Raw genomic sequence first — 15,332 nt, 5'->3', positions numbered from 1 at the left:
CGTGCGGGTGCTGCTGGTCGAACCGTGGCTGACCGGTTCGCACCAGGCCTGGGCCGAGGGCTACGCCGCCCGCAGCGGCCACGAGGTCCACGTCGTCTCCCACCCGGGCGCCTACTGGCGCTGGCGCCTGCGGGGCGGGGCCGTGACCCTGTCCGAGCAGGCCGCCGCCGTGGTGGCCGAGCACGGCCGCCCCGACGTGGTGCTGGCCAGCTCCATGCTCGACGTGCCCGCCTTCTGCGGCCACGCCCGGGCCTGGATCGGGGCCACGCCCGTGGCCCTGTACCTGCACGAGACCCAGCCGGCCCGGGTGGCCCTCACCGGGGAGCCCCTCGACGACGACATCGCCTACCGCAACTGGGCCTCGATGCTGGCCGCCGACCACATCTTCGTGAACTCGGCCTTCCACCGCTCGGCCCTCTTCGACGCCCTCCCCGAGCTGCTGGAGCGCCCCCCCGACCACCGCCACGACCACCTGCTGGACGCCGTCACCCCCCGGTGCACCGTGCTGCCGGTCGGGGTCGACGTGGGGGCGGTGCGGGTCGGGCGGGACGTGGTCGACGACGGGCCCCCCATCGTCTTGTGGAGCCACCGCTGGGACCACGACAAGGCCCCCGACCTGTTCTTCCGGGCCCTGCGGCGCCTCGACCACGAGGGCCTGGCCTTCCGGGTCGCCCTGGCCGGGGCCAACGCCCGGGCCGACCCCCGGGAGTTCATCGAGGCCGAGGAGCGGTTCGGGCCGCGCCTCGTCCACGCCGGCCACCTGCCCCGGCCCGACTACGTGGAGCTGCTGGGCCGCTCCGCGGTGGTGGTGTCCACCGCGGTCCACGAGTTCTTCGGCGTGGCCATGGTCGAGGCCATGGCGGCCGGGGCCGTGCCCCTGCTGCCCCGGTCGCTGTCGTACCCCGAGGTGGTCCCGGCCGGCTACCACGACGTCGTCCTCTACGACGCCTACGGCGACATGGTGCGGCGCCTGCGCGACGTGCTGGAGGACCTCGACGGGGCCCGGGTGGCGGTGGAGGGCCTGGCCGCCAGCATGGACCGCTTCGACTGGGCAGTGTTGGCCCCGGCCTACGACGCCGCGCTGGAGGAGGTGGCCGCCGGCCGCCCGCCGGCCGACGTCCCGGTGGCGGCGTGCTGACGGACGTGGGTGGCGTGGAGGTCGGGCACTGGACCGACACCCGGGCCCGCACCGGCTGCACCGTGGCCCTGGTGCCGGAGGGGACGGTGGCCTCGGCCGAGGTGCGGGGAGGGGCGCCGGCCAGCCGAGAGCTCGACCTGCTGGCCCCCGACCGCCTGGTGGACCGGATCGATGCCGTGGTGCTCACCGGAGGGTCGGCCTTCGGGCTGGCCGCGGCCGACGGGGTGACGGGCTGGCTGGAGGAGCGAGGCCGGGGCTTCCCGACCCCGGCCGGCCCGGTGCCCATCGTGCCCGCCCTGGCCCTCTACGACCTGGCCGTGGGCTCGGCCTCGGTGCGCCCGGGGCCGGCCCAGGGCCGGGCCGCCTGCGACGATGCCCGCCCCGGGCCGATCGACCACGGGCCGGTGGGGGCCGGAGCCGGGGCCACCGTGGGCGGCTGGCAGGGGCCCGACTCCGCCCGCCCGGGTGGCCTGGTCGGAGCCACGGTCCGGGCCGGGGACCTGGTGGTGTCGGTCCTGCTGGCCGTGAACGCCCACGGATCCATCGACGGGGACGGCCGGGGCCTGGACGGGGTGGAGGATCTGGTGTCGGGCCTCGGCCCGCCACCCCTGGGCCCGCTGCCCTCGGGTCCGTCGCCCGTGGGCAACACCACCATCGGCATCGTCGCCACCAACGCCCGCCTGGACAAGGTCGGGTGCCTGGTCGTGGCCCAGGGCGGCCACGACGGCCTGGCCCGCTCGCTGGTCCCGGCTCACACCCGGGTCGACGGCGACGCCCTGGTGGCCGCCGCCACCGGCCAAGTGGAGGCCCCCGTCGACCACGTCCGTCTCCTGGCCGTCGCCGCGGTGGAGCGCGCCGTCCGGTCCCTGAGGTGATCGAACGCCAACAGAGCGGGCACGAAAGTGCCCGACATCCCGGCTGATCCGTGCTCGGCTCGGCGCGCCGAGCGGACTGGGCACGGAAGTACCCGACATGCCGGTTGTTCCGTGCTCGGTTCGTGGAGGGCAGGGGGCGCCCCGGGGTCGGGCCGGCGCGCCCCCTGGGAGCGAGGGACCGGCGGTCGGTGCCGGCGGTCCCGTGGGTCAGGAGCCCAGGCCGCCCAGGCCGCCCAGCCCGCTGCCCCCGCCGGTGCCGAGCGGGAGCCGGGCCCCGTCGAAGGCCTCGGTGCCGGCGGCCAGCTGCACGGCGTCGAGGCCGGTGTGGGCCCGCATGTAGTCGAGGCCCCGGCTCAGGTCCGACACGTTGTTGCTGAGGGGCAGGGGTGCGAGGGCCAGGGTGCTCAGCACGCCCAGGGCCCGGCCCTCGGCGTCGAGGAAGGCGCTGCCGGAGTCGCCGGGGATGCCGGGGGAGACGGTGTAGACGGGGTGCGTCCAGCCGTTGCCCGAGGTGCCCAGGCTGATGCCGGTCTTGGGGCTGAGGAGGGCGATGCCCTGGCGGAGGCTGGAGTTGCCGTAGCTGTAGACCCGCTCCCCGGCCGGCACGCCGTCGGTGTCCAGGCCGGTGGGGCCGCCCCAGTGGGGGATGGAGGGGTTGACCTTGCTCGTGTCGGCCGGGTCGATGCGCACCAGGGCCAGGTCGTTGTAGGCGCAGGCGTCCGGGTCGGCCTCGCCCACGGCCTGCATGGTGACCCACGAGCTGTAGGCCAACGTGCCGGGGTGGTCGGCCCCCTCCACCTCCACCGCCGTGCCCAGGGGCAGGGTGCCGGCGTCACACCCGTTGGTGTCGGTGGCCGCGCCGGTGCCGGCGCAGTGGGCGGCGTAGCCCAGGAAGACGTCGACCCCGTCGGAGAAGACGAAGTTGGCCGTGCACTGGGCGCCCTGGGTCAGCATCTGGACGCCAGGGGTGATGGTGGCCTCGCCGGCGGGGGCGAAGGTGGGAGCGGCAGAGCTCGGGGCGGAGAGGGAGGCGGCGAGCGCCAGGCCGAGGGCCAGCGCGAGGGCGACGGAGCGGGGGAGGGCGGGTCGCGTCATGTTCCCCCCTTCGACGGGGGGCCGTCGATCCCTCCTTCTCGGTCACCTCTCCGTCTCCTGGCCGTCACGATCTGCCGGGACGGGCCGCGGGTCCGGCCCCGGCGGTACGCTCCGGGGGCTGCTCGCCGCCAACCCCGCACCGTGGGGCCCGGCCCGACCCATGAGCGTCGCCGCTGATCCCGTGCTCGCCCGCACCACCTCCCCCGCCGAGACCGGCGCCCTGGCCACGGCCCTGGCCGACCTCTTGCGGCCCGGCGACCTGCTCCTGCTGTCGGGGGAGATGGGCGCCGGCAAGACGGCCTTCACCCAGGGCCTGGGGGCCGGGCTGGGCGTCCCCACCCGCATCACCAGCCCGACCTTCACCATCGCCCAGACCTACGAGGGCGGGCGCCTCCTGGTCCACCACCTCGACGCCTACCGGCTGGAGCACCTCCACGAGGCCCTCGACCTGGGCCTGGCCGAGATGATCGACGACGGGGGGGTGGTGGTGATCGAGTGGGGCGACGCCCTGCTGCCCGTGCTGCCCGCCTCCTACCTGGAGATCCGCATCACCTTCGCCCCCCTCGCCCCCGGCAGCGACGCCGGCCCGGCCGGCGACCACCCCGGCGACGAGCCACGTTGCTGGCACCTGCGCCCGGTGGGTGCCGCCTGGTCGGCCCGGTCCGACGGCCTGCGGGCCGTCCTCGCCCCCTGGGAGGCGGAGGCGTGCTGATCCTCGGCATCGAGTCGGCCACCGCCCAGGTGGGGTGCGCCGTCGGCGGCCACGAGGGGGTCCTGGCCTCGGCCCACTCGGCCCGCACCCGGCGCCACGCCGAGGCGCTGATCCCGTCGATCGACTTCGTGCGCCGCCAGGCCCGCATCGAGCTGTCCGACCTGGGCGCCATCGCCGTCGACACCGGCCCCGGCCTCTTCACCGGCCTGCGGGTGGGGGTGGCCACGGCCAAGGCCATGGCCCAGGCCCTCCGGGTGCCGGTCATCCCCATCTCCAGCCTCGACCTCCTGGCCTTCCCGGCCCGCTTCAGCGACCGGGTCATCGCCGCGGTCGTCGACGCCCGCCGGGGCGAGCTGTTCTCGGCCCTCTACCGGGCCGTGCCCGGCGGCGTCCAGCGGGTCACCGAGCCCCGGGTCAGCACACCCCCGGACCTGGTGGCCGAGCTGCAGGCCCTGGGTGAGGACGTGCTGGTGGTGGGGGACGGGGCCCTCCGCTACGCCGAGGTGTTCCGCGACGTCCTCCAGGTGGAGGTGGGCGCCCACGGCATCGTCCACCCCTCGGCCCGCGACCTGGTCCTGCTGGCCCACGCCCGGGCCCTGCGCGAGGAGTGGGTGCCCGTGTGGGAGGTCACGCCCACGTACCTGCGCAAGCCCGACGCCGAGATCGGCTGGGCCACCAGGGCCGGCCTGTCCCCCGCCCCGATCGGGGAGGCGTGATGGCTGCCGTCCCCGAGCCCGATCGCCGGCCACCGCTGCCCGGCGCCCGACCCGGCCCCCACGACCCCCCGGGCGGGCCGTCGGCCCCGTCGGCCCCCGGGGCGCCCGGTCGGCTGGTCATCACCCCCATGCGCCGGCGCCACCTGCGCCAGGTGCTGCGCATCGACAACGCCGTCTACACCCGGCCCTGGTCCCTGGCCCTCTACCTCGGCGAGCTGGCCACCACCGAGGGCCGCAGCTACCTCGTGGCCCGCCAGGGGAGCACGGTGGTCGGCTACGCCGGCCTGATGGTCATCGTCGACGACGCCCACGTCACCACCGTGGCCGTGGCCCCGGTCCACCAGCGCCAGGGCATCGCCACCCGGGTGCTGCTGGTGCTGCTGCGCGAGGCCGTCGCCCTCGGGGCCGAGCGGGTCACGCTGGAGGTCCGGGCCTCCAACCGGGGGGCCCAAGCCCTCTACCGCCGCTTCGGCTTCGCCCCCTCCGGGGTGCGCAAGGCGTACTACGTGGACAACCGGGAGGACGCGCTGATCATGTGGGCGATCGACGTGCAGGGCGAGCCCTACGCCGCCCGCCTGGCCCGCATCGAGGCCGGCCTGCCTGCGCCCAGCCTGGTGCAGGGGGTGCGGCAGCCGTGACGACCGCCGCGCCCCTCTGGACGCCGCCGGCCGACATGGGCCAGCTGGCCGTGCTCGGCATCGAGACCTCGTGCGACGAGACGGCGGCCGCCGTCGTGGTCGGCGGGCGCCAGGTGCGTTCCTCGGTGGTCTCCAGCCAGGTCGACGTGCACGCCCGCTACGGCGGCGTGGTGCCCGAGGTGGCCAGCCGGGCCCACGTCGAGCTGCTCACCCCGGTGGTGGCCGAGGCCCTGGTCGAGAGCGGGGTGGCCGACGACGAGGTCGGCGCGGTGGCCGCCACCTACGGCCCGGGCCTGGTGGGCGCCCTGCTGGTCGGCGTGGCCACGGCCAAGGCCCTGGCCCTGGTGTGGGACGTGCCCTTCGTGGCCGTCAACCACCTGGAGGCCCACCTCCACGCCGCCCTCCTCGACGACCCGGACCTGGACCTGCCGGTGGTGGTGCTGCTGGTCTCGGGGGGCCACACCCTGCTGGTGGCCATGGACGCCCCCGGCTCGTACGAGGTGCTGGGCGGCACCGTGGACGACGCCGCCGGCGAGGCCTTCGACAAGGTGGCCCGCTACCTGGGCCTGGCCTACCCGGGCGGGCCGGCCATCGACGCCGCCGCCCGCCAGGGCGACCCCGAGGCCATCCGCTTCCCGCGGGCCATGCTCGACGACGGGCTGGACCTGTCGTTCTCGGGGCTGAAGACGGCGGTCATCACCCACTGCCGGCGCCACCCCGATGCCACCACGGAGGACATCGCCGCCTCGTTCCAGGCCGCGGTGGTCGACGTGCTGGTGGCCAAGGCCCTCCGGGCCGCCGAGCAGGTCGGGGCCCGGGGCCTCTGCCTGGGCGGGGGCGTGGCCGCCAACTCCCTGCTGCGGAGCCGGGTGGTGGAGGCCGGGGACGAGGCCGGGCTGCGGGTGTCGCTGCCCACCCCGGCCATGTGCACCGACAACGCGGCCATGGTGGCCGCCGCCGGCTGGCACCGCCTCCGGGCCGACGGCCCCAGCCCCCTCGACACCGGCGCCCTCCCCGGCCTCGGCCTCTGAGCGGCCCGGGCGGGGGAGGGGTGCGGGCCGGCCGCGGGCCAGCCGGTACCGTTCCGCCGATGGAGACGCCGAGCCCCGGCCCCGACGATCCCGCCCTGGGCGACGTGGTCGTCGGCGCGGCCGACATCGCGGCCCGGATCGCCGAGCTGGGCGCCCGCATCACCGCCGACTACCAGGGCCGGGCTCCCCTCCTCGTCGGCGTGCTGAAGGGCGCCTTCGTGTTCATGGCCGACCTGGCCCGGGCCATCGACCTGCCCGTGGAGTGTGACTTCATGGCCGTCTCGTCCTACGGCGCGGCCACCAAGACCAGCGGCGTCGTCCGCATCGTCAAGGACCTCGACCTCGACCTGTCGGGCCGCGACGTGATCATCGTCGAGGACATCATCGACAGCGGCCTGACCCTCCAGTACCTGCGCCGCAACCTGCAGGCCCGCGGCCCGGCCAGCCTGGAGGTGTGCGCCCTGCTCCTCCGGGAGGGGCAGCAGAAGGGCGACCTCGACCTGCGCTACGTGGGCTTCCCCATCCCGCCCGAGTTCGTCATCGGGTTCGGCCTCGACGTGGCCGAGCGCTACCGCAACCTGCCCGACATCCGCACCTTCCGGGGGGCGCCGTGACCGGCGACGGGCCGGTGCCGGTGCTGCCCCCCACCGGACCCGGGGCCGGGGTGGACGAGGAGCGGGTGGCCGCTGCCGTGCGCGAGCTGCTGGAGGCCATCGGCGAGGACACCGGGCGCGACGGCCTGGCCGCCACCCCCGAGCGGGTGGCCCGCCTGTGGGCCGAGGTGGCCTCCGGCCTCCACGAGGACCCCCGCCAGCACCTGAAGACCACCTTCGAGGCCGACCACGACGAGATGGTCATGGTCCGCGACATCCCGCTCTACTCGGTGTGCGAGCACCACCTGGTGCCGTTCATCGGGACGGCGCACGTGGCCTACATCCCCAACGACGACGGCCGGATCATCGGCCTGTCCAAGGTGGCCCGCCTGGTCGACGGCTACGCCCGCCGGCCCCAGGTGCAGGAGCGCCTCACCTCGCAGGTGGCCGACGCCCTGGCCGAGGGCCTGGAGCCCAAGGGCGTGATGGTGGTGGTGGAGGCCGAGCACCTGTGCATGTCCATGCGGGGGGTGCGCAAGGCCGGGACCTCGACGGTGACCTCGGCGGTGCGGGGCCTGTTCCGCACCAACGTGGCCACCCGTCAGGAAGCCATGCGCTTCATCACCCGCGGCTCGGGCTGACCGGCTCGAAGCGGACCACGATCGACTTGGACGTGGGGGTGCCGCTGACCTCGGCCGTGCTGCCCAGCGGCACCAGCACGTTGGCCTCCGGGAAGTAGGCCGCGCACGTGCCCCGGGCCGCCGGGTAGGCCACCAGCCGGAAGTCGGGGGCCCGGCGCTCGCCGTCGGTCCACTCCGACACCACGTCCACCCGGTCGCCGTCGGCCAGGCCCAGGGCGGCCAGGTCGTCGGGGTGGGCGAAGACCACCCGCCGCCCGCCCCGGATGCCCCGGTAGCGGTCGTCGAGCCCGTAGATGGTGGTGTTGTACTGGTCGTGGCTGCGCACGGTCTGGAGCAGGAGCCGGCCCTCGGGCACCCGCAGCACCTCCAGCGGGTTCACGGTGAAGCGGGCCCGGCCGGTGGCGGTGGCGAAGGTGCGGCTGTCCCGGGGGCCGTTGGGGAGGGTGAACCCACCGGGCACGTGGGCCCGGCGTTCGTAGTCCTCGAACCCGGGCACCACCCGGCTGATGTGGTCCCGGATGCGGGCGTAGTCGCCCTGCACGCCCTCCCAGTCCACCGTGGCCCGCTCGGGGACCGCCCGCCGGGCCACCTGGGCGACCACCTCGACCTCGCTGGGCAGGTCCCGGGCCGGGGGGTCGAGGTGGCCCCGGGACGAGTGGACCACGCCCATGGAGTCCTCCACGGTGACGGCCTGGGCCCCGGTGGCCTGCTCGTCACGGTCGGTGCGGCCCGTGCACGGCAGGATCAGCGACACCTCGCCCGGCGCGGTGTGGGTCCGGTTGAGCTTGGTCGAGACGTGCACCGTGAGCCGGCACCGGCCGAGGGCGGCGATGGTGACGTCGGTGTCGGGGGCGGCGGCGGCCAGGTTGCCGCCCATGCCCATGAACATCGCCACCTCGCCGGCGGCCATGGCCCGGATGGCGGCCACCGTGTCGTGGCCGGGCTCCCGGGGTGGGGCGAAGGCGAACTCGGCGCCCAGGGCGTCCAGGAAGCCCGGCCCCGGCCGCTCGACGATGCCCATGGTGCGGTCGCCCTGGACGTTGCTGTGGCCCCGCACCGGGCAGGCGCCGGTCCCGGGGCGCCCCACGTTGCCCCGCAGGAGCAGGAAGTTGACGATCTCCCGGATGGTGGCCACCGAGTTGCGGTGCTGGGTCAGCCCCATGGCCCAGCACACGATGATCCGCTCGGCGCCCAGCACCCGCTCGACGGTGCGGTCGATGACCTCCGGCGCCAACCCGGTGGCCTCGGCCACCGCCCCGGCGTCGAGGGCGGCCAGGTGGGCGACGTAGGCGGCGAAGCCGTCGGTGTGGGCATCGATGAAGGCGTGGTCGAGCACGTCGGAACCGCCGGCCGCCCCGCCCCTCCTCGCGTCCTCGGCCACCAGCCGGGCCCCCAGGGCCTGGAACAGGGCCAGGTCGCCGTTGACCCGGATGGGCAGGTGGTCGTCGGCCAGGGCGGTGCCCCGACCCACCACGCCCCGAGGGCGCTGAGGGTTCTTGAACCGCAGCAGGCCGGCCTCGGGCAGCGGGTTCACGGCCACGATCTGCGCCCCGCCGTCCTTGGCCACCTCCAGGGCGGTGAGCATGCGGGGGTGGTTGGTGCCCGGGTTCTGGCCCACCACGAAGATCAGGTCGGTGCGGTGGATGTCCTCCAGCAGGACGGTGCCCTTGCCCGTGCCCAGGGTCTCGGTCAGCGCCGCGCCGCTCGACTCGTGGCACATGTTGGAGCAGTCGGGCAGGTTGTTGGTGCCGAGGGCCCGGGCCATGAGCTGGTAGAGGAAGGCGGCCTCGTTGCTGGTGCGGCCCGAGGTGTAGAAGACGGCCTCGTCGGGGTGGTCGAGCGCCCGCAGCCCGTCGGCCACCAGGTCGTAGGCCTCGGCCCACGGCAGCGGCTCGTAGCGGTCGGCGCCGGCCCGCTTGACCACCGGCTCGACCAGGCGGCCCTGCTGGCCCAGCCAGTGGTCGCTGCGCCCGGCCAGGTCGGCCACGGTGTGGCGGGCGAAGAAACCGGCGTCGACGGTGCGGCGGGTGGCCTCCTCGGCCACCGCCTTGGCCCCGTTCTCGCAGAGCTCGGCGTGGGAGCGGTCGCCGGGCTCGGGCCAGGCGCACCCCGGGCAGTCGAACCCGTCGACCTGGTTGATCCGCAGCAGGGCCGTGAGGGTGCGCCGCACGCCCATCTGCTCCACCGCGGTGCGGGCGCCGGCCACCACGCCGGTCACCCCGGCGGCCTCCTCCCGGGGTGGCCCGACCCGCAGGCCGTCGTCCCCCGGGTCGTGGGCCGGTGCCGACTTGTGCACGACTCGAACCTACCGGCCCCGTTCTGAGGCGGCACCGCACGTCCCCGTGTGCTCTGGCGCCTCAGAAGCGAGGGCCCACCGGCGCGGTGCCGTTCTGAGGCGCCAGCGCGCCTGTCCGTGTGCTGTGGCGCCTCAGAACGGTGCGTGGGCGGGCGGTTGGGCGGGGGCGGCGGTGGGGCGGGTCGGCGATGGGCGGCGGGGCGGCGGCCGTAGGGTCGGGGGGTGGGCACGGTCCGGCCGCTGGTGATGGGCGTGGTCAACGTGACCCCCGACTCGTTCTCCGACGGGGGCCGCTACCTCGACCACGAGGCGGCCGTGGCCCACGGGCTGCAGCTGGTGACCGAGGGGGCCGACGTGGTCGACGTGGGCGGCGAGTCGACCCGGCCCGGCGCCGCCCCCGTCCCCGACGACGAGGAACGGGCCCGGGTCGTCCCCGTGGTGGAGGCCCTGGCCCCCCACGTCCGGGTCTCGGTCGACACCCGCACCGCGGCGGTGGCCGAGGCCGCCGTGGACGCCGGGGCCACCCTGGTCAACGACGTGTCGGCCACCCTCCACCCGGTGGCGGCGGCGGCCGGGGTGGGGTGGGTGGCCATGCACATGCGGGGCGACCCGGCCACCATGCAGCGCGACCCCCGCTACCGCGACGTGGTCGACGAGGTGGGGGCTTTCCTGGTGGAGCGGGCCGAGGCGGCCCGGGCCGCCGGGGTGGGCGAGGTGTGGATCGACCCCGGCATCGGCTTCGGCAAGACCACGGCCCACAACCTGGCCCTGCTGGCCCGGCTGGACGAGCTGGTGGCCACCGGCTGGCCGGTGGTGGTGGGCACCAGCCGCAAGCGCTTCCTGGGCCAGCTGCTGGCCCAGGCAGACGCCACCTCCGGGACGGAGAGCACGGGACCGCACATCCCTCGCCGCGAACCTGGCGGCGCCGCCGCCGTGGTGGTGCCCCCCGACGACCGGATCGAGGGGTCGCTGGCCACCGCGGTGTGGAGCGCGGCGGCCGGAGCGGGCATGGTCCGGGTCCACGACGTGGCGGCCACGGTGGCCGCCCTCCGCCTACCGGCCCCCTGACCAGCCCCGATCCGGTTCGCTCCCGTTCGCCGTCGGGCTCGTCCGGCCCCCTGGCCCAGCGCCGATCGGCCCCGCGTGGTCCCGGCCCCTCGCGCCGATCCCGCGGCACCGACTGTCAGCCGGCGCCGCTCTCCCCGACGCGACCGCCCATCGGGCATGATCGGGAGCGGCCCGCGGACGCCCCGCGAGGGCGTCCCGACGCACGGACGCGAACGAGAGGACACCCCCGATGGGGATGAAGGGCAAGTGGGCGCAGGGCATCCGGCCCCGGAACTTCTCCTGGGTCATCACCGACCGCTTCGCGGTCTGCGAGCGGCCCGGTGGCTACGGCGCCAACCACCGCCGGGTCCGCCGCCAGGAGGAGATCATCTGGGTCCGGGAGCAGGGCTTCACCAAGGTCATCTCCCTCATCCCGGCCAACCACAACCTGCACAACTACACCGAGCTCGAGGTGGCCTGGCTCCACCGGCCGTTCCGGGCCCACGAGGACGCCGGCCCCTACCTCGGCAGCCTGTTCCCCGAGCTGGAAGGCCTGATGGCCTCGGGCGAGAAGCTCCTGGTGCACGGCGAGGAGCTCGGTGACCGCATCGCCGGCCTGGTGGCCGCCTACGTCATCTGGTCCGGCCTGGTCCCCGAGTCCCCCCGGGCCACGATGCTGGTGGAGCGCATGCTCACCCGCCAGATCGGTCCCGTGGGGCGCGAGCTGATCGCCCTGGCCCCCTCGCTGCCCGGGATCCGGGGCCGCGACTGATGGCCGACGGTCCCGACCTGATCCTGCTCCGGGGCCTCACCGCCCTGGGGGTGTGCGGGGCCCTGCCCGAGGAGCAGGACCGGCCCCAGCCCCTCGAGGTCGACGTCGAGATCGAGACCGACCAGGCCGCGGCCGGCGAGTCCGACGCCTTGGACGACACCGTCGACTACGGCGCGGTGTGCGACCTGGTCGAGCGGGTCATCACCACCGAGCGGTTCCACCTGCTGGAACGCCTGGCCGCCCGCATCGCCGAGCTGATCCTCTCCGACGACCGGGTCGACGCCGTGACCGTCACCGTGCGCAAGCTGCGGCCGCCGGTGGCCCAGCTGCTCGACAGCTCCGGCGTGCGGATCACCCGGCGCCGGGCCGGGTGAGCGACACCCACCCCGCCCGCCGGGCCCTGCTGGGCCTGGGGTCCAACCTCGGCGATCGGGCCGCTCACCTGCGGGGGGCGGTGGCGGGCCTGGGCCCCGAGCTGGCCGCGGTGTCGGCCGTGTACGAGACGGCCCCGGTCGGGGGCCCCGAGCAGGGGGCGTACCTCAACGTCGTCGCCCTGCTGCGCACCGACCGCCCGGCCCGGGACCTCCTGGCCCGGGCCCAGGCCCTGGAGGCGTCGGCGGGCCGGGAGCGCACCGTGCGGTGGGGGCCCCGCACCCTGGACGTCGACGTGCTGTGGGTCGAGGGGGAGGAGGTGGCCGAACCCGACCTGGTGGTGCCCCACCCCCGCATGCGGGAGCGGGCCTTCGTGATGGTGCCCCTGGCCGAGGTCGCCCCCGACGTGGCCGCCGGCTGGTCGGGCGACACGGCCGGCGTGCGCCGCCTCGGTTCCTTGGACCCTGGCCCCCTTGTCGGTGCCGGGGGTGCTGGTCCTGGTGCCGAGGGTGCCGGTCCCGCCGACGCCGGTGCGGGCGCCGGCCCTGATGCCGGAGCCGACCCCGGCACCGAGCGGGGCGGGCGAGGATGAGCGGGCCGGCGGCGCCCCGGCGCCAGCCCCCGACCGACGCCCGCCGCCGGGCGGTGGCGCTGGCCCTGGCCCGGCGGCCCGGGCTGGACCTCGATGCACTGCACGGCGTGCTGACCCGCCTCGACGTCACCGTCGACCGGGCCGTGCTGGTCGAGGACCTGGCCGCCCTGGGCGTGGCCGTGGCCGCCGACGGCCGCTCCCTGCGGGTCCCGGCCCACGGGGCCACCGGGGGCGCCCCCTGGCCGGACGGGCCGACGGCCCACGGCTCCGGCCCGGCCCCGGGTCGGGCCCCGATCGACCAGGCCCCGATCGACCGGGCGACGTCCGGCCCCCCCGGAAGGCGAGCCCGGCGGGGCGCCGGCGTGGTGGTGGTCCTGGCCCTCCTGACCGTCGCCGCGGTGGTGGTCGGGGTGCTGGCGGCCGGCGGAGGCGACGACGAGCCGGCCACCGACCCGCTCCCACCCCCGGCCTCCGCCGCCGATCGGGGGGCCGACCCGACGGGGGCGGCCCCCGGCGTGCCCGGCCTGGCGCTGGCCGGGTCCCGCCTCGACGTGGCCCTCGACTTCGCCGGCCAGGCCGACGCCCTGCCCCCGGCCGGCGGGGTGGGCTGGGTCGTGGGCCGGGGGACCTGGACGGTGGGCGGCGACCGGGCCCAGGCCACGGTGGACGGCGGGAGCGCCCTGGCCTGGCTGGCCACCCCCGGGGAGCTGGAGGCCGAGGTGGTGGCCCCGGCCATCGGGGCCAGCGTGGGCCTGGCCGTGCGGGTCGTGGGGGTCGACGCCTACGTGGCCTGGGTGCGCGAGCCCACGGGCGACGTCGCCCTCCTCCGGGTGGTGGGGCCGGTCCGCGAGGTCCTGGCCCGGGTGCCGGGGGCGGCCGCCGGTCGCGAGGCCGCTCCCCTCGGCGTGCGGGTGACGGCCACCGGGGTGGAGGCCTTCGTCGGGGGCGTCCACGAGGCCTCCGCCACCCTGGCCGGTCCCCTGGACGCGGGCGCCACCGGCCTGGGCCTGGTGGTCCTCGACGCCGGGCCCACCGTCACCACCGCCACCTTCGACGACCTGGTGGCCCGCTTCACCCTTTGACCCGGGGAATCGACGAGGCCGGTTCCGGCGGTCGACGCGGAGAGAGGTGGCGCCTGGCGGCCTCACCGGGCCGGCCTTTCCTCCGCCGGCATCGCGGGGCACCGGGGCGACGGGGTGGGGGCGGTCGCTCCCGGCTGCGTACCATCGCCGCCATGGACGGCCGCCGGCTCCGGGTGATCGGGCCCGGGCGGGCCGGGGGGTCGCTGGCCGGCGCCCTGGGCCGGGCCGGGTGGGAGGTCCTGGCGCCGCGGGGCCGGGGCGACGACCTGGCCGGCGCCGCCTCCGGGACCGACCTGCTGGTGGTGGCGACCCCCGACACGTCCATCGCCGCGGTGGCCGCCGCCGTGGCCCCCGACGAGCGGTGCGTGGTGGCCCACCTGGCCGGCTCGCTCGGCCCCGACGTGCTGGCCCCCCACCCCCGGCGGGCCGCCCTGCACCCCCTGGCCACCCTGCCCGACCCCGAACGGGGGGCGGCCCGGTTGGCCGCCGGGGTGTGGTGGGCGGTGGCCGGAGACCCGGTGGCCGGGCGGGTGGTGGCCGACCTGGGGGGGACGGCGGTGGCCGTGGACGACGAGCACCGGGCCGGCTACCACGCCGCCGCCTGCATCGCCTCCAACCACCTGGTGGCTCTGTTGGGGCAGGTGGAGAGGGTGGCCGGCCCGGTCGGCGTCCCGTTGGCCGCCTACCTGGACCTGGCCCGCGACACCCTCGACAACGTGGCCGCCCTCGGCCCCGCCGCCGCCCTCACCGGCCCCGCGGCCCGGGGCGACGAGGCCACCCTGGACCGCCACCGGGCCGCCCTCGACCCGGCCGAGCGACCGGCCTACGACGCGCTGGCCGCCGCCGCCCGCCGCCTGGGGGCCGGGACCCGCTGATGGACACCCTCACCACCGTGGCCGAGGTGCGGGCCCGCACCGAGGCGGCGCGGGCCGCCGGGGCCACGGTGGGCTTCGTGCCCACCATGGGCTACCTGCACGAGGGCCACGCCTCGCTCATGGCCGCGGCCCGCCGGGACTGCGACCTGGTGGTGGCCAGCGTGTTCGTCAACCCCCTGCAGTTCGGGGTGGGCGAGGACCTCGACGCCTACCCGCGGGACCTGGCCCGCGACACCGCCCTGTGCCGGGAGGCCGGCGTCGACCTGTTCTTCGCCCCCCCCGTGGCCGAGATGTACCCCGAGCCGGTGCTGACCACGGTGGCGGTGGAGGGCATCACCGAGCGCTTCGAGGGGGCCACCCGCCCCACCCACTTCGCCGGGGTGGCCACCGTGGTCACCAAGCTCCTGGCCGTCGTGGGGCCGTGCCGGGTCCACTTCGGGGCCAAGGACTGGCAGCAGGTGTGCGTGGTGCGGCGCCTGGTGGCCGACCTGTCCCTGCCGGTGGAGGTGGTGGCCTGCCCCACGGTGCGCGAGGCCGACGGCCTGGCCCGCTCCAGCCGCAACGTCTACCTCGGCCCCGAGGAGCGGGCCGCGGCGCCGGTGCTGCACCGGGCCCTGCGGGAGGGGGCGGCCCTGGTGGCGGCGGGGGAGCGGCGGGCCGGGGCGGTCGAGGCCCGCATGGCCGAGGTGGTGGGGACCGAGCCCCTGGCCGACCTGGACTACGTGGCCGCGGTGGCGGCCGACACGCTGGCCCCGATCGATCCCCTGGCCGGCGAGGTGCGGCTCCTGTTGGCGGCCCGGGTGGGCCGGCCCCGCCTGCTCGACAACCTCGGCGTCACCGTCCCGGCCTGAGCGTCG

17 protein-coding genes are annotated in these 15,332 nt (G+C 76.6%); 15 read left to right on the top strand and 2 right to left on the bottom strand.

The window, feature by feature from the left end:
* The first annotated feature begins 1 nt into the window (after window position 1).
* On the top strand, window positions 2-1,138 hold the full coding sequence (locus VEW93_06135) for a DUF3524 domain-containing protein (GenBank protein HYI61367.1): 1,137 nt from the start codon (window positions 2-4) through the stop codon (window positions 1,136-1,138).
* Complete coding sequence (locus tag VEW93_06130; protein HYI61366.1) at window positions 1,132-2,013, top strand: P1 family peptidase; 882 nt, start codon at window positions 1,132-1,134, stop codon at window positions 2,011-2,013. The genes VEW93_06135 and VEW93_06130 overlap by 7 nt, the downstream gene beginning before the upstream one ends.
* 207 nt (window positions 2,014-2,220) lie before the next feature.
* On the opposite strand, the gene VEW93_06125 is transcribed toward VEW93_06130, so the two are convergent.
* A complete protein-coding gene (locus VEW93_06125; GenBank protein HYI61365.1) occupies window positions 2,221-3,108 on the bottom strand; it encodes a hypothetical protein in 888 nt (295 codons plus the stop codon).
* 181 nt (window positions 3,109-3,289) lie between these two features.
* On the opposite strand from VEW93_06125, the gene tsaE reads away from it, so the two are divergent.
* From tsaE to folE, 6 genes are read left to right on the top strand one after another with little or no spacing between them, the layout of a single operon-like run.
* A complete protein-coding gene (tsaE, locus tag VEW93_06120) occupies window positions 3,290-3,820 on the top strand; it encodes a tRNA (adenosine(37)-N6)-threonylcarbamoyltransferase complex ATPase subunit type 1 TsaE (GenBank protein ID HYI61364.1) in 531 nt (176 codons plus the stop codon).
* Window positions 3,814-4,536 carry a tRNA (adenosine(37)-N6)-threonylcarbamoyltransferase complex dimerization subunit type 1 TsaB gene (gene tsaB, locus VEW93_06115; protein ID HYI61363.1) on the top strand — a complete coding sequence of 241 codons (723 nt, stop codon included), beginning with the start codon at window positions 3,814-3,816 and terminating at the stop codon, window positions 4,534-4,536. The genes tsaE and tsaB overlap by 7 nt, the downstream gene beginning before the upstream one ends.
* Window positions 4,536-5,174 (top strand): ribosomal protein S18-alanine N-acetyltransferase, encoded by a 639-nt coding sequence (gene rimI / locus VEW93_06110; GenBank protein HYI61362.1) that lies wholly within the window; start codon window positions 4,536-4,538, stop codon window positions 5,172-5,174. The genes tsaB and rimI overlap by 1 nt, the downstream gene beginning before the upstream one ends.
* Entirely contained in the window at window positions 5,171-6,205 is a 1,035-nt protein-coding gene (gene tsaD, locus VEW93_06105; GenBank protein ID HYI61361.1) for a tRNA (adenosine(37)-N6)-threonylcarbamoyltransferase complex transferase subunit TsaD, read from the top strand. The genes rimI and tsaD overlap by 4 nt, the downstream gene beginning before the upstream one ends.
* A gap of 59 nt (window positions 6,206-6,264) precedes the next feature.
* Window positions 6,265-6,819, top strand: coding sequence for a hypoxanthine phosphoribosyltransferase (gene hpt, locus VEW93_06100; GenBank protein HYI61360.1), 555 nt, complete (start codon window positions 6,265-6,267; stop codon window positions 6,817-6,819).
* Window positions 6,816-7,439 carry a GTP cyclohydrolase I FolE gene (gene folE / locus VEW93_06095; GenBank protein HYI61359.1) on the top strand — a complete coding sequence of 208 codons (624 nt, stop codon included), beginning with the start codon at window positions 6,816-6,818 and terminating at the stop codon, window positions 7,437-7,439. Before hpt ends, folE begins: the two co-directional genes overlap by 4 nt.
* Here the strand turns inward: folE and VEW93_06090 are convergent.
* A complete protein-coding gene (locus tag VEW93_06090) occupies window positions 7,420-9,735 on the bottom strand; it encodes an FdhF/YdeP family oxidoreductase (protein HYI61358.1) in 2,316 nt (771 codons plus the stop codon). The genes folE and VEW93_06090 overlap by 20 nt on opposite strands.
* Window positions 9,736-9,957: 222 nt before the next feature.
* Between VEW93_06090 and folP the strand changes: the two genes are divergently transcribed.
* The 7 genes from folP to panC all read left to right on the top strand — a co-directional run bounded on the left by folP (window position 9,958) and on the right by panC (window position 15,326).
* The gene (gene folP, locus VEW93_06085) at window positions 9,958-10,803 is read left to right on the top strand and encodes a dihydropteroate synthase (GenBank protein HYI61357.1); all 846 of its coding nucleotides are present in this window, start codon (window positions 9,958-9,960) and stop codon (window positions 10,801-10,803) included.
* A 229-nt stretch (window positions 10,804-11,032) separates the two neighbouring features.
* Window positions 11,033-11,554 (top strand): hypothetical protein, encoded by a 522-nt coding sequence (locus tag VEW93_06080; GenBank protein HYI61356.1) that lies wholly within the window; start codon window positions 11,033-11,035, stop codon window positions 11,552-11,554.
* Window positions 11,554-11,928, top strand: a complete 375-nt coding sequence (folB, locus tag VEW93_06075; GenBank protein ID HYI61355.1) for a dihydroneopterin aldolase — start codon at window positions 11,554-11,556, stop codon at window positions 11,926-11,928. Before VEW93_06080 ends, folB begins: the two co-directional genes overlap by 1 nt.
* Window positions 11,925-12,518, top strand: coding sequence for a 2-amino-4-hydroxy-6-hydroxymethyldihydropteridine diphosphokinase (folK, locus tag VEW93_06070; GenBank protein ID HYI61354.1), 594 nt, complete (start codon window positions 11,925-11,927; stop codon window positions 12,516-12,518). The genes folB and folK overlap by 4 nt, the downstream gene beginning before the upstream one ends.
* Entirely contained in the window at window positions 12,515-13,600 is a 1,086-nt protein-coding gene (locus VEW93_06065) for a hypothetical protein (protein ID HYI61353.1), read from the top strand. Before folK ends, VEW93_06065 begins: the two co-directional genes overlap by 4 nt.
* A gap of 152 nt (window positions 13,601-13,752) precedes the next feature.
* Window positions 13,753-14,475, top strand: coding sequence for a DUF2520 domain-containing protein (locus tag VEW93_06060; GenBank protein HYI61352.1), 723 nt, complete (start codon window positions 13,753-13,755; stop codon window positions 14,473-14,475).
* A complete protein-coding gene (panC, locus tag VEW93_06055; protein ID HYI61351.1) occupies window positions 14,475-15,326 on the top strand; it encodes a pantoate--beta-alanine ligase in 852 nt (283 codons plus the stop codon). Before VEW93_06060 ends, panC begins: the two co-directional genes overlap by 1 nt.
* Window positions 15,327-15,332: the final 6 nt, after the last annotated feature.

The sequence above is a fragment of the Acidimicrobiales bacterium genome (assembly GCA_035630295.1).
Lineage (GTDB): Bacteria > Actinomycetota > Acidimicrobiia > Acidimicrobiales > Iamiaceae > Iamia.
This window is presented reverse-complemented; position numbering and strand designations above follow the sequence as displayed.